Source organism: Staphylococcus sp. HMSC056G08 (assembly GCF_001812305.1).
Classification (GTDB): domain Bacteria; phylum Bacillota; class Bacilli; order Staphylococcales; family Staphylococcaceae; genus Staphylococcus; species Staphylococcus simulans.
Genome location: NZ_KV808521.1, coordinates 1 through 14,069 on the forward strand (window position 1 = coordinate 1; position 14,069 = coordinate 14,069).

General features: G+C 32.6%; 10 protein-coding genes and 1 pseudogene. 4 read left to right on the forward strand and 7 right to left on the reverse strand.

Annotation, left to right across the window (positions count from 1 at the left end; genetic code table 11):
- Nucleotides 1-103: 103 nt before the first annotated feature.
- The 5 genes from HMPREF2846_RS10580 to ssb all read right to left on the reverse strand — a co-directional run bounded on the left by HMPREF2846_RS10580 (nucleotide 104) and on the right by ssb (nucleotide 6,177).
- Entirely contained in the window at nucleotides 104-838 is a 735-nt protein-coding gene (locus HMPREF2846_RS10580) for a glucose 1-dehydrogenase (RefSeq protein WP_061054987.1), read from the reverse strand.
- A gap of 87 nt (nucleotides 839-925) precedes the next feature.
- Nucleotides 926-2,554 carry a cassette chromosome recombinase CcrB gene (gene ccrB / locus HMPREF2846_RS10585; protein ID WP_061054988.1) on the reverse strand — a complete coding sequence of 543 codons (1,629 nt, stop codon included), beginning with the start codon at nucleotides 2,552-2,554 and terminating at the stop codon, nucleotides 926-928.
- A 35-nt stretch (nucleotides 2,555-2,589) separates the two neighbouring features.
- Nucleotides 2,590-3,924, reverse strand: coding sequence for a cassette chromosome recombinase CcrA (gene ccrA, locus HMPREF2846_RS10590; RefSeq protein ID WP_061054989.1), 1,335 nt, complete (start codon nucleotides 3,922-3,924; stop codon nucleotides 2,590-2,592).
- Nucleotides 3,925-4,111: 187 nt separating this feature from the next.
- Nucleotides 4,112-5,881 carry a cassette chromosome replicative helicase gene (cch1, locus tag HMPREF2846_RS10595; protein WP_070626606.1) on the reverse strand — a complete coding sequence of 590 codons (1,770 nt, stop codon included), beginning with the start codon at nucleotides 5,879-5,881 and terminating at the stop codon, nucleotides 4,112-4,114.
- Nucleotides 5,881-6,177: a cassette chromosome ssDNA-binding protein gene (ssb, locus tag HMPREF2846_RS10600; RefSeq protein WP_000120684.1), complete on the reverse strand. Its 297-nt coding sequence runs from the start codon at nucleotides 6,175-6,177 to the stop codon at nucleotides 5,881-5,883. The genes cch1 and ssb overlap by 1 nt, the downstream gene beginning before the upstream one ends.
- Before the next feature lie 170 nt (nucleotides 6,178-6,347).
- Here ssb and HMPREF2846_RS10605 point away from each other — a divergent pair, with 170 nt between their 5' ends.
- Nucleotides 6,348-7,925: a hypothetical protein gene (locus HMPREF2846_RS10605; RefSeq protein ID WP_070626607.1), complete on the forward strand. Its 1,578-nt coding sequence runs from the start codon at nucleotides 6,348-6,350 to the stop codon at nucleotides 7,923-7,925.
- Nucleotides 7,926-8,005: 80 nt separating this feature from the next.
- On the opposite strand, the gene cstB is transcribed toward HMPREF2846_RS10605, so the two are convergent.
- Together cstB and HMPREF2846_RS10615 are read right to left on the reverse strand one after the other, a co-directional pair.
- A complete protein-coding gene (cstB, locus tag HMPREF2846_RS10610) occupies nucleotides 8,006-9,334 on the reverse strand; it encodes a persulfide dioxygenase-sulfurtransferase CstB (protein WP_070626608.1) in 1,329 nt (442 codons plus the stop codon).
- An 18-nt stretch (nucleotides 9,335-9,352) separates the two neighbouring features.
- Entirely contained in the window at nucleotides 9,353-10,420 is a 1,068-nt protein-coding gene (locus HMPREF2846_RS10615; RefSeq protein ID WP_070626609.1) for a DsrE/DsrF/DrsH-like family protein, read from the reverse strand.
- A gap of 138 nt (nucleotides 10,421-10,558) precedes the next feature.
- Between HMPREF2846_RS10615 and cstR the strand changes: the two genes are divergently transcribed.
- The 3 genes and pseudogenes from cstR to pls form a co-directional block, all read left to right on the forward strand.
- Nucleotides 10,559-10,819 carry a persulfide-sensing transcriptional repressor CstR gene (gene cstR / locus HMPREF2846_RS10620; RefSeq protein WP_000456194.1) on the forward strand — a complete coding sequence of 87 codons (261 nt, stop codon included), beginning with the start codon at nucleotides 10,559-10,561 and terminating at the stop codon, nucleotides 10,817-10,819.
- Nucleotides 10,816-11,574 (forward strand): sulfite exporter TauE/SafE family protein, encoded by a 759-nt coding sequence (locus HMPREF2846_RS10625; RefSeq protein ID WP_000623680.1) that lies wholly within the window; start codon nucleotides 10,816-10,818, stop codon nucleotides 11,572-11,574. Before cstR ends, HMPREF2846_RS10625 begins: the two co-directional genes overlap by 4 nt.
- A gap of 214 nt (nucleotides 11,575-11,788) precedes the next feature.
- Nucleotides 11,789-14,069 (forward strand): annotated as a pseudogene (gene pls / locus HMPREF2846_RS10630) (plasmin-sensitive LPXTG-anchored glycoprotein Pls); the annotation flags it as partial.

The following is a 14,069-nucleotide window of genomic DNA, read 5'->3' on the forward strand; positions in this document are numbered from 1 at the left end:
ACAAGTCCGTAGGACTTTGTCGACAGTCTGAGGCGAAGTGCTCCTCAGCACTTCGCCTAAAATTTATTCAAGAGAACTATTTATATTTTAATTGATTTATCATTTATAGTGCAGTAATACCACCATCTATAACAAATTCTGATCCTGTAGAATAAGAAGCATCGTCAGACCCTAAGAAACATACAAGTTTAGATACTTCTTCGGGTTGTGCAACTCTTCGCATTGGAATTGTTTTTTCGAATTCTTTAACGGCTTCTTTAACATCGTCTTGTTCTAACATTGGTGTTTTTATAACACCTGGGTGTACTGAATTAACTCGAATATTGTATGGAGACAATTCTTTAGCCGCAGCTTTTGTCATACCTCTGACCGCAAATTTTGTATCTGTATAGCCAATTGCACCACCAACAAGACCATTCATTGAAGAAATATTGATGATTGACCCTTGTTTTTGACTTTTCATAATTTTTGATACAGTTTTGATGCCTAAAAATACAGATACTTGATTAATATTTACAATCTTCATATAATCTTCTAATGATATTTGGTCAATTGTTTTATTGTATGTGATTCCTGCATTATTAACCAATACATCAATTCGATTCCATTTGTTCATAACTTCTTGAATGACATGATTCCAATCCGTTTCTTTAGATACATCATGTTTGATAAATAAAACATCGTCTCCAAGAGAATTAGCTGTTTTTTGACCTAATTCATCATTAATATCAGTTATCACGACTTTTGCGCCTTCAGCTATCGCTTTTTTGGCATGAAGTTTTCCCATACCTTGTGCACCACCTGTAATAACGACGACTTTATCTTGTAATTTTCCCATTTTAAAATATCCTTCCTCTAAATTAATATTGTTCATAATTTTATTGTATACCTAACTCAATCAAGAAGCTAAAAAAGTCACTTATACTTATATATGAATATAGAGTGTTTGAGATAAAAATAAAGACGAAGTGCTGAGGCGCACTTCGTCGATAGGGGTATTATGGAAGAGTTGTTTAGTGATTTCATGATTGAGTTTTAATGTGACATAGAATTGCTTTTTACGATGTTCGTCTTTACGAATATCTATTCGGTCAATGACTGTGAGATATAACGCTTTGAGTTGTGATTTATCCATGGATTCTACGTTTTGAAATATGCGACGTAAAACAGCGGATAGTTGTTTCGTATTATATGACGTTTTCTCTTGATTTTGTTGTTGCTTCAGTTGATTAATTTGATTCGTAATGTCATTCAGTTGTGTTTCATATTTATGGATTGTTTCTTTGAGTATTGTTGTTAAGTCTGGATTATCTTCGATTGTTTTAATCAAGTTGTCTAGTTTCGCATGGATTTCATCGTATTGTTGTTGTTTATAAGCGATATCATGGTTCAATGCACCAATATCGACTTTATTCTCTTGATTGACACGTTCTAAGACTTGGTTAATGACTTTATCACTTTTGACAATTTCGAGTATTTGATCCATGACGTATTTCTCAATCACATCAGCTCTAACACTATTCGCAGAACATACTTTTGACCCCTTGTTGCGAAAGTTACTACAAGAATAATAGCGTATTCGCTTCTTGGTACCATCTTTCAATGTGTTCGTTGTGTTACTAGCTGCCATTGGTGCACCACATTGTGGGCAGTGAATAATACCTGTTAATAGGTTGGTTCCTTTTCCATGAACTTGGGGTTTTTGACTAACTTGCTTCATACGTGAATGTACTTTATCCCATAGTTCTTGACTAATGATAGGTGAATGCTTCCCGTCAGCTATTATAGGATTGTCATTAAGACCTTTACGTCGTTTCTCATTCCAGTCTTTATACTTCGCAAATTGAATTTTACCGATGTAGAAGGGGTTGGTAAGGATATAAGCTATAGCTGATGTACTAAATGGATTACCTTTCTTTGTTACATAACCTTTATGATTAAGTGCGTTAGCCATTTTTCGATAACCATGACCTTTAGCATATGACTCAAAGATATATTTGACGATATTCGCTTCATGTTGATTTATCATGAGTTCATGCTTGCTATCCGGTATTTTGTCATAGCCCAGCGGCAAATTGCCTTGATAATAGCCTTCTTGAGCACGTCGGGTTTGTCCCATGAATACGTTCTCGACAATATTGTTTCTTTCAAATTCAGAAAAGCTTGCAAGTATTTGTAACATGAGTTTACCCGAAGAAGTGTTGACTTCCATACGTTCAGATAAGCTGAAGAATTCGACATTTTGACGATGAAGGTCTTCAACTATTTTCAGTAAGTCTGATGTATTACGTGCGAGTCTATTCGTTTTATATACCATGACACAATCGATATGACCTTCGTTCGCATCTTTTAACAAACGTTGTAGTTCTGGTCGGTTCATAGACTTTCCTGATATACCACGATCGTCGTATATATCTTTGACCTCGAAATGATGAAAGTTACAATATTCTTTGATTTGATTGATTTGTCCGTCGATACTATATCCTTCAGTACTTTGCATTTCTGTTGATACACGAACATAGATACCGACACGTTTTTGTTTGAGTTTTTGCATGATTTTTTCATCCTTTCTGATTAAGCAATCGATGATTATACCGCTTGATTAACAATGTTTAGTGGCTCATCTTTTAAATAGATTCCGCTTAATTCTTTATTTTTAGTAATATGAATTTCATCAATATAGGGATACAGCATGTTTAACGTGAAACTTTTCTGTATAGTCTTTTGTAGTGATGCTTTTATCCGAATATCACTTATTGCTTGTATAGGTTTATTCTGTAGATTAATTGATTGGGACTGTTCTCTGAATGTTTCTACATCAATTTTTCCTTGTGCTAAATTTTCAATAAGCTTTTTCTGAGTTAATGTGTTACTAGTATCATGCATCCTTTGTTTTTTGAGCTGTTTCTCAATAGCATGTTTGATTTTCGAATAGAGCTGTTGGTCTCGAAAGAATTTTTTGCAAGATTCTAAGACCTGTTTTTCTAGGTTTTCAGCGTTTATGCCTTTAAAGTCACATATAAAACGTGATGCATTCATGTTTTTAGGGCAGACATAATAACGTAATGAATGATTGGTTTTTCTAATGGCCATATTGGTAAGGGTTGAACCACAATAAGGACATTTGATCTTTTGTTTGAGTAAATTAGCAGAAGGCGTGCGCTTTACTTGTTTATTTACTCGTATTGCTTGAGCTTGTTCGTATATACTGGTCGAAACAATAGATGGGAACATGTTGTCATATTGTCCATATTGATTGATAACGCGACCACAATAATTAGGATTCGTGATAATAGCGCGTACTTGGTAGGGTTTACGATTAATACATTTATCATCTGTTTCTAGGTATTGCGCGATTTTCTTATAACCATAGCCTTGAAGATAATAATTGAATACAGCTTTGACGGTAGGTGATTCATCATTATTAATGATGAAAGTACCATTTTGATAGTGATAACCGAAAGGCGCATGGGTTGTTATGAGTTTACCTTGTTTTGCCTTTTCTTTAAGACCATTCTTGACTTGTTCACCAATATTATCGGACTCTAATTCTGCGAGACTTATGAATATATTAAGTTTTAGGCGATCAAACGCTTTATCCATATCAAAATAGCCATCATGAATACTTAGAATATGAACATGATACTTTTGACACAGTTTCATAAGTTTTAATGCATTTTTCAAATTACGATGTAGTCGATTCAAGCGATAACAACATAATACTTCACATTGTCTTTGTTGAATGCGTTCGATGACTTGTTGATAACCTGTTCGATTATCCGTTCTGCCTGATTGCTTATCGCTATAAAAGATGATGTGTTGGATATTGTATTTTTTAGCGAGCGTTTCGATAGTTTGTTTCTGTGCGGCGAGTGATTGTTGCTTGGTTGTACTTTGGCGTAAATAACCAATAGCTTGTTTCATCGAGTTTCCTCCTTCCAAATTGATAATATATATTTATGAACGAATTTATAGATGAGCCCAACACCTGCTGGTGTTGGGCGTTATTATTAGTCATCAGCATGATTAATTTCTTCAACAACTAAATCAGCTAGTAATTCAATCAATTCATCCATTTTATCTACTCCTGTACGATTTCATCTTTAAGTTATTAAAAATCAATTAAATCATCGTTCTGTTTTTTCCATGATTCAAGTATCTTTTTGTTATCCAAGTTAATTTCAGCTTTAATAGGTTCAGCATCTTTAGTTAGACCAAAAATAGACGCATATTCTGAATCTAGCTTGAAATGGTAAAAGACAAGTGACTGTTTCTTGCCATAGTCATCTTTGACTGTTCTTTTTGTCGTGATTCGATCACGGTCAGATTCGATAAATCCTTTATCTCTTAGTGCATTCACGACATTGTTGACATCCTGAAAGTGCTGTTCTTTCAGCATATCTTTAAATACAGTCGCAATGATTTTGACCTCGATATAATCATCTTTTAAGGCAATTAGTCCATAATTCTCAATCATATTCTTTAACGCTGTGTCATCAGAAAATTTACCACGGTTTTGTGCTACAAATTGCGTAATGACTTCAATCGCTTTATCTGCCAGTGATCGTTCAGAGACTGTATGAGCATGATAATCAATAAAGTAGTCTCTTATTTTAGCAACATCAATATCTGTAGCTAAAACACGACTTAGAATCTTGGCAGAAGTAGTGATAGTCGCATATCGCTTAAACATACGAATACCAGTATTATTTGTTTCATTTTTCAATGTTTCATTAAACCAATGATGCTCCTCTTGAAACCATTGAATTACTTCATCTTCACGGTTTATAAGATATTTAGCTACTAACGGTAAAACATGACCATAGTTTAGTGCTACAGATTTTTTAATATTATCAGAATTTGTTGCATCTTTAGTAAACTCTTCATTAATTTCAATAGTTCTCACTCGTAAACCATCATTTTGAGCAGAATCAGTAAAGATACTGTATTCAGAGGTTGAAATCACAGAAGTGCCCCAATTCTTAGGCGTTTTAACTTCTCCGTGTACATTGGAACGTTGACGCCCTTGACCTTCAGCGATAGAGTACAATAACCCAGTTGTATCTTTAAAAGTTGCTGATGAGAGTTCATCAAATACAATAGGTATACCAAAATTGTTACTCAAGTAACCTTCAAGTGCATTACGTGTGGCATTCCAACTTCGAAAAAGTGTTTGATTACCTTTGGTTGGATTTCCAGCGACGGATACCGCTAAAGCTGCCGCTGTTGATTTACCGGTTGATGACTGGCCTGTAAAACTAAAGATAATTCCTGAAAATTCGATTTCACGTTTGTGCTTCAGAAAGCTTGTCACTAAGGCAGAAATCCCAAATACGACCGCTAACTCTAGAAGAAGATGACCTTTGACTTCGTTAATATACGTATTTAACCAATCTTTAAATGTACCTTTAGGCTCTAATAGATAAGTACTATCGACAATAGGATCTAAAGATGCTGACCGATCATATTGTTTAGATGTGTAAACGGTATCTATCATTACAATGTAACCGTAGGGTGTTTCTATGATGCCCGAGCCATCATATAAATCAGAAGTGGGCAGTTCATCACGCATTAATTGTAGTGCATAGCTCAAATCTCTTATATAACTTTCATTGATACTGTGACCATATTTAATCAAAGAAGGTAACTTTTGAGTTGTTAAAATATCAGATTCAAATGTATGTTCTTTATCTTTACCGTTAGAAATAATTATTTTTTCTGTATTTTCTGAGGCATGCCAAAATTTAGCTTCAACAGCGATACAACTAGACATAGTCACCACTTTTTTCTCATCTCCATCTTTTTTAGGTAGAATAGTTTTACGCCAAGCCTGTAAATCTAAATGGTATGGACTTGCTTTAAAAATGATGTTATGACTCATTAGCGAACACCTCCTTTCGAAGGGTTGCTATCATTGAGTGGATTAGGTCCGACTTTCATATATACTAAATGACCATTGGTATTTTTACCGATAATAATAAATGGAACACGTGGCGCTTGTTTTACAAAATATGCGAACCAACGTCCAACATTTTGTTGTACAGCTTTTGAGCATTGTACATTTGCACGACGGTTCAAGTCATGGAAAGTAAATGTTTGTCCTTCTGGTAAATTAATTGAAATACCTAAAATTCTATTTTTTAATTTTTTAAAATCATCTTCTTGCTTGTAAGACATTTGAATTCCTCCTAAATATTATTAATTAATTCTATCTTCTGGCTATTTCAGAAGATTACATTGCTTATAATAGAGGTGTACTGTTTTTATTGCTCGAATAGTATTGAGCAAAAGACGAACACATAAATGCAAGCCTTTTTGCTTGACAAATTAGAAAAGAGGTAAACAAAGTGTATGATTTTTTAGAATACTTACATCGTTATTGTATAAAATCAATTAATAATTGGGAGGCTGTTGCAGACATATCATGCAAAGTTGAACGTGGAAATGTTAGTACGGGCTATTATGTTAAACAAGATAGAATTGTAATAGATGATAGTGATATACCTCCAATTATTAAAATAAGTGGAAGTTATATAGCAGCAGACATATTAGTTACTAGATATTTAGATGGAATGGGTGAATTTATAAAGGTATCAAAATTAGATCAATCGAGCTATTACGAATGGTTTATGTTTGTTGAAGAAACGAGAAGAATATTTAGAGGTACAGAAATAGTTTATCAATTTTTAAAATATCTATTTACGCATACCTATGAACATAAAAATGAAGAAAAAAGAATAGAAAAACATATGAAAAACATTATCATAGATAATCAATTTAGAGGGCAGCATATCAATGATATCGTTCGTTTAGACATGAAAGATGATAATATGTTATTTTACAATTTTGATATATACGATACAAATGTTCTTTATAAAGAAATAGACGAGGAAAAATTACTTAGAATTTTAGATGAAATAAGTAATACTGACAATTACAAAGCGCTATTTAACATTATAAGTGAGAATCAAAAGAAATTTTGGAAATCAAATATTAAACCAATTGTAAGTGAATGTTCAGATGGTATAAATACAACCACATTTGATTTATATGCTTATGTAAATAAGTATATAAGTAATAAAATATTTGACTGTGATAATTATTTAATTACTAAAAATGAGGTTGTGGATTTCTATTTTAATCATGGTAGTGACTTTAATAATTTCAAGATGGGACAGACAGGCACAAAGTCCAAATTTAAGCAGGGAAATAAACTTAAAATACACGAATATATCATTGCAGTAACTTATGTAAATTTATTAAATCATTCATATATGAAATATATCAATGCTGAAAGTTACTATGACCCTAGCAAAAAAATAATAAAAGGAATGAAAAATGATTATCATAAATTTACAGATTCATTCAGTGATTTTGTAGAAATGGTGGACGATATAACATGGAGAATACGTGATTCGTTTGATTATATTGGAGGATTAAAAAATAAAGAAATTAACGAAGATGAGAACGAATATATCGAACAATTAATTCAATTTGTTATATTATCTAAATTCGGCTATATGAATGTGGAAAATCATTTTAATTATATTGAGAACTTAAATACACTTAATAACGAATTAACGATTATATTAAGAAGTGAGTTCGCGCATATTTCAAATGATATGTATAATAATTTATTTAGTAATTTATTCGATGTTGTAAATACATGGAAAAAAGATTATTCAAATAATTTTTATGATAATACTCAGAATACTATAACTACAGAAAAGTTAGATATAATATCTTCATTTATAAAACAATATGATAAACCATTTGAACGAGACGAACATGGCAAACACGTTAAAGCAGAAGTGTTTGAAGGTATAAGTGATTTTCATAAGCGTGTAAAAGATGAATTTGCTGCAAATGGTGTATTATTACAATTAAGGTTAGAAATGAGTGTACATGAAAATAGGTATGATTAACTACTAGTTTATCCAATAATATAAAAAGGGACTATAAGCTATATCTAACTACTTATAGTCCTTCTTCATTAATATAAATATTAAGAAAGATGTATATCTTTGTAACCTTCATTTACATTAATAATGTTGTGATAACCTTTGTGTTCTAAAATACCAATAGCTATCGAACTTCTAATGCCAGATTGACAGTGTACATAAATAACATCGTTTTTATTGAAAGGTAAATCTGTTTCTAAAAGTTTGCCGTGTGGTACATGAACCGCTTGAGATAAGTGGCCATTATTCCATTCATTATCATTACGTACATCCAAGACATGTGCTTCATTACCAGTTATGTCTTTACTATGAACAGATTGTGTTTGAATTTGAGCATGTGGTAACTGATATCCAGACACATTATCATATCCAATAAGTTGTAAAGTATGTGTTGCTTTTGAAACAAGGTGATAGTCTCCAATCAAGTTAATTTCTTGATCATAGTTTAGATACCAGCCAATTTGATTGATGAAATTTTTATCATATGGAATATTGATTGTACCTTCAATATGTCCACCATGATAAGCTTCCTTACTGCGGAGATCAAAAGTTAATCTGTTCGGATTTGTAGCTGGATAAACCGTATAAGGTTGATATAAATTCATACCGAATTGATTAATTTTTTTCATTTGTGCAAAATGATGTGGTGGTGCAGGTTGGTCAGAAATGAGTTTATCGATAAAGGTAGCTTCATTATCTTCAGAAAAAGCCCAGTTCGTTTGTTTTTCATAGCCAAGCGTAGATGTTGGAATAGCACCTAAAGATTTACCACAAGGACTACCAGCGCCATGGCCAGGCCAAATTTGAATGTAGTCTGGTAAGTCTTTAATACTTTCAATCGATTTAAACATTTGTTTAGCGCCTATTTCAGATGATCCTTCTACTTTAACCGCTTTTTCTAGTAAATCAGGTCTACCGATATCTCCTACAAAAATAAAATCACCACTGAATAGTCCCATTGGAACTTGTGCTCCAGCACCTTCGTCAGTAAGTAAAAAACTTGTACTTTCTGGCGTGTGACCCGGTGTATGAAGCACTTTTAATTTTATATTTCCTACATAAATATCGTCATTATGTTGAACAAAATGAGTGTGGTTAGGCATATTTTTATAACCTAATGTGTCATCACTTTCACCCGATACATAAATATTAGCATTTAACTTTATAGCAACATCTCTAATTCCTGAAGCAAAATCTGCATGTATATGTGTTTCAGCTGCATGAGTAATGGTTAAACCTTCTTCATCAGCAACTCGAATATATGAAGATAAGTCACGAATAGGATCAATAATCATGGCTTCTCCAGTTTTTTGACAACCGATTAAATAAGATGCTTGAGATAAATGTTTATCATAAAATTGTTTAAAAAACATAATATCATTCCTTTCTAATTATATAAATAAATTGTGATTAGCTTGTCCTGTATATCCAATATATGCACCTACGCCACCGTATTCTACATCATCGCGTAGTTCTTCTTTTGTAATGCTCATCACATCCATACTCATTGTACAAGCGATAAGTTTAACACCTTGCTCAACTGCTTGATCAATAAGAGAAGGTAAATCATCGACATTTTTCTTTTTCATGACATAACGCATCATTAGATTGCCTAAACCAAACATATTCATTTTAGAAATAGGCATGTTAATTGGTGAATTTGGAAGCATGAAGTCAAAAAGTTTTGCGATACCTTTTTTCTTAATGCGTTGACTTTGAATTTTTTTAAGTGCATTTAAGCCCCAAAATGTGCAAAAGATGGTTACATCTCTACCTGCAGCTTTAGCACCATTAGCAATAATCATTGCTGCAACTGCTTTATCTAGCTCGCCGCTAAATAAAACAATTGTTGTTCCACTTTTCGTGTGTGTCACTTCTATATTTTTATTTTCTTCTTTTTGAATAATAGCGCGAATTTCATTACCAAAATCGTTGAGTCTAACAAGCGTATGTCCAGTTTGTTTGACCCAACTTTTAATATCATTTAAAAATCCGTGATCAGTCACAACAACTTCTATTTGATCACCAATAGCGATATTTTTGATTTCTTTACTAATATTAACAATAGGTCCTGGACACTGTAGATTACTATAATTGAATGTCTTACGATTATCTTTAATTTCTCTATCTTCTTTTACTTTAGATAAATTATCATTATGATGTTGTTGTTCGTATGCGGTATAACCTCCGTCTAAATTCACCACATCGTATCCGCGTTGTGCAAGAAATTGACTGGCTTTTCTACTTCTATTACCACTTTTACAATAGATATAGTAAGTTTTATTTTTGCTTTGTTTAAAAGTCTCTATATTTTCAACTGAATGTAATAAAGCATTTTTAATGTGTCCTAATTCAAATTCTTCAGGCTGTCGAACGTCAATTAATTGACCCTTAGAACCCAATTCTTGTAATTCTTTTTTAGTGAAATCATTAATGTGTTTCGTTTTATATTGTGACATAATTACCTCCTTTTAAATACCTATGGGGGTATATTATAACGAATTAGATAGTTTGTCAAATACCTACGGGGGTATTTGACAAAATAAAATTTAATCAATATGATGTAATTATTAAAAATGAATGTGGAGTGAAATATATTGGAATATAATAAAAAGATGATTAATCGTATTCATCGCATACAAGGACAGCTTAATGGAGTCATTAAAATGATGGAGGAAGAAAAAAATTGTAAAGACGTCATTAGTCAATTAAGTGCATCTAAAAGTTCTATTCAACGTTTAATGGGTATTATTATTAGCGAGAACTTAGTAGAATGCGTCAAAATGTCTGAAGAAAATAGTGAAGATTCTCAGGCACTAATTAATGAAGCTGTTGAATTATTAATAAAAAGTAAATGATAAGTATAACAGTAATTATAGTAATGTTAGTTATTGGTATATTAGGAGGATTTATTTCTGGATTAGTCGGTATAGGGGGAGCCATTGTTATTTACCCTGCTCTCTTATTATTACCACCATTATTTGGTTTACCTACTTATAGTGCTTATATTGCCTCAGGATTAACTTCAAGTCAGGTGTTTTTTAGTACATTGAGTGGATCTTTAAAAGCATATAAAAATAAAAATTTTTCTAGAACGCTTATACTTAATATGGGAAGTGGAATGGTAATAGGTAGTATTCTAGGTGCGTTATTAGCAACTGTATTTAATAGTCAGTTTGTTAATGTAATTTATATAATTATTGCTTTGTTAGCTCTTATTCTAATGTTTATTAAAGTCACACCATCTACTAGTCATATTAAGTTTAATCGCGTACTTTTAATTACAATAGGTGGTATCATCGGTTTAGTATCTGGTATTGTAGGAGCTGGTGGAGCATTCATTATTATTCCAGTACTACTTGTTATATTTAAATTACCAATGAATATGGTTGTTACAAATAGTATTGTAATTGCATTCATTTCTTCTATTGGAGCATTTATTATTAAATTATTACAGGGTTATATTCCTATCAATAGTGCAATACCGTTAATTTTAGGTAGTATACTATTTACGCCTCTAGGCATGAAAATAGGGCAAAAAATACCTGATTCTATTCAAAAAGGGATTGTAAGTATTTTAATCGTCATTGCAATCATTAAGTTGATATTTTAAAAATATGGGAGTGGGGCAACATTTATTTTGAATTTGTAGTCTCGCTCCCTAAATCAATTTATACGGTATTTAATTCAAAGGTTATTTATTAGAATCTAATCAATTTTACAAAATTTTAACAAAAAAACTTTTTCTAAATTGATATATAATAGCGGGTATGGTAATTTTAAAATAGATACTCGTATCTAACTAATTTTTAGGGGTGGTTAATTGTATGAATAAAAATTCGAAGAAGAAGCTCGATTTTCTTCCAAACAAGCTTAATAAGTACTCAATTAGACGTTTCACTGTAGGGACAGCTTCGATTTTAGTAGGAGCTACTTTAATTTTCGGTGTTGCAAATGATCAAGCAGAAGCCGCTGAGAATAACACAACTCAAAAGCAAGATGATAGTTCAGATGCAAGTAAAGTAAAAGGTAATGTTCAAACTATTGAACAATCTTCTGCAAATTCAAATGAATCTGATATTCCTGAACAAGTTGATGTAACTAAAGATACAACTGAACAAGCATCAACAGAAGAAAAAGCAGATACAACTGAACAAGCAACAACAGAAGAAGCGCCAAAAGCTGAAGGAACAGACAAAGTAGAAACAGAAGAAGCGCCAAAAGCTGAAGAAACAGACAAAGCAACAGAAGAAGCACCAAAAACTGAAGAAACAGACAAAGCAACAACAGAAGAAGCGCCAAAAGCTGAAGAAACAGACAAAGCAACAGAAGAAGCACCAAAAACTGAAGAAACAGACAAAGCAACAACAGAAGAAGCGCCAGCAGCTGAAGAAACAAGCAAAGCAGCAACAGAAGAAGCGCCAAAAGCTGAAGAAACAGAAAAAACAGCAACAGAAGAAGCACCAAAAACTGAAGAAACAGACAAAGCAACAACAGAAGAAGCGCCAAAAGCTGAAGAAACAGACAAAGCAACAGAAGAAGCACCAAAAACTGAAGAAACAGACAAAGTAGAAACAGAAGAAGCGCCAAAAGCTGAAGAAACAAGCAAAGCAGCAACAGAAAAAGCACCAAAAGCTGAAGAAACAAACAAAGTAGAAACAGAAGAAGCGCCAGCAGCTGAAGAAACAAACAAAGCAGCAACAGAAGAAACACCAGCAGTTGAAGACACAAATGCTAAGAGCAATTCAAATGCTCAACCATCAGAAACTGAGAGAACTCAAGTTGTAGATACAGTTGCTAAAGATTTATATAAAAAATCTGAAGTTACAGAAGCAGAAAAAGCTGAAATTGAAAAAGTATTACCAAAAGATATTTCAAACTTATCTAATGAAGAAATTAAAAAAATAGCTTTAAGTGAAGTACTTAAAGAAACAGCTAACAAAGAAAACGCACAACCAAGAGCAACATTCCGTTCAGTAAGCAGCAATGCTAGAACAACAAATGTTAACTATTCAGCAACAGCATTAAGAGCAGCTGCACAAGACACAGTTACTAAAAAAGGAACTGGTAACTTTACTGCGCATGGAGATATAATCCATAAAACTTATAAAGAAGAATTCCCTAATGAAGGCACGCTAACTGCATTCAATACAAACTTCAATCCTAATACAGGAACTAAAGGCGCATTAGAATATAATGATAAAATAGATTTTAATAAAGACTTTACAATTACTGTTCCAGTAGCAAACAACAACCAAGGTAATACAACAGGAGCAGATGGCTGGGGCTTCATGTTTACTCAAGGGAATGGCCAAGACTTCTTAAACCAAGGTGGTATTTTAAGAGACAAAGGTATGGCAAATGCATCTGGTTTTAAAATTGATACGGCATATAATAATGTTAATGGTAAAGTCGATAAACTCGATGCAGATAAAACAAACAATCTAAGTCAAATTGGCGCAGCAAAAGTTGGTTACGGTACATTTGTTAAAAATGGTGCAGATGGTGTGACTAACCAAGTTGGTCAAAATGCCCTAAATACAAAAGATAAACCTGTAAATAAAATAATTTATGCAGATAATACAACTAATCATCTTGATGGTCAATTCCATGGCCAAAGATTAAATGATGTAGTATTAAATTATGATGCAGCAACAAGTACAATAACTGCTACATATGCAGGAAAAACATGGAAAGCTACTACAGATGATTTAGGAATTGATAAATCACAAAAATATAATTTCTTAATTACTTCAAGTCATATGCAAAATAGATATTCTGATGGAATTATGAGAACAAATCTTGAAGGTGTAACAATTACAACGCCTCAAGCTGATTTAATTGATGATGTGGAAGTAACGAAACAACCAATTCCTCATAAAACTATTCGTGAGTTTGATCCAACTCTAGAACCAGGCTCACCTGATGTTATTGTACAAAAAGGTGAAGATGGAGAGAAAACAACAACTACACCAACTAAAGTTGACCCTGATACAGGAGATGTAGTTGAACGTGGTGAACCAACAACAGAAGTTACAAAAAATCCAGTTGACGAGATTGTACACTTTGCACCTGAAGAAGTACCACAAGGTCATAAAGATGAGTTCG

Coding starts and splice junctions, on each gene's coding strand:
- HMPREF2846_RS10625 (WP_000623680.1), top strand. CDS start 10,816: ATGATAAGTATAACAGTAATTATAGTAATGTTAGTTATTGGTATATTA.
- cch1 (WP_070626606.1), bottom strand. CDS start 5,881: ATGAGTCATAACATCATTTTTAAAGCAAGTCCATACCATTTAGATTTA.
- ssb (WP_000120684.1), bottom strand. CDS start 6,177: ATGTCTTACAAGCAAGAAGATGATTTTAAAAAATTAAAAAATAGAATT.
- HMPREF2846_RS10580 (WP_061054987.1), bottom strand. CDS start 838: ATGGGAAAATTACAAGATAAAGTCGTCGTTATTACAGGTGGTGCACAA.
- ccrB (WP_061054988.1), bottom strand. CDS start 2,554: ATGCAAAAACTCAAACAAAAACGTGTCGGTATCTATGTTCGTGTATCA.
- HMPREF2846_RS10615 (WP_070626609.1), bottom strand. CDS start 10,420: ATGTCACAATATAAAACGAAACACATTAATGATTTCACTAAAAAAGAA.
- ccrA (WP_061054989.1), bottom strand. CDS start 3,924: ATGAAACAAGCTATTGGTTATTTACGCCAAAGTACAACCAAGCAACAA.
- cstB (WP_070626608.1), bottom strand. CDS start 9,334: ATGTTTTTTAAACAATTTTATGATAAACATTTATCTCAAGCATCTTAT.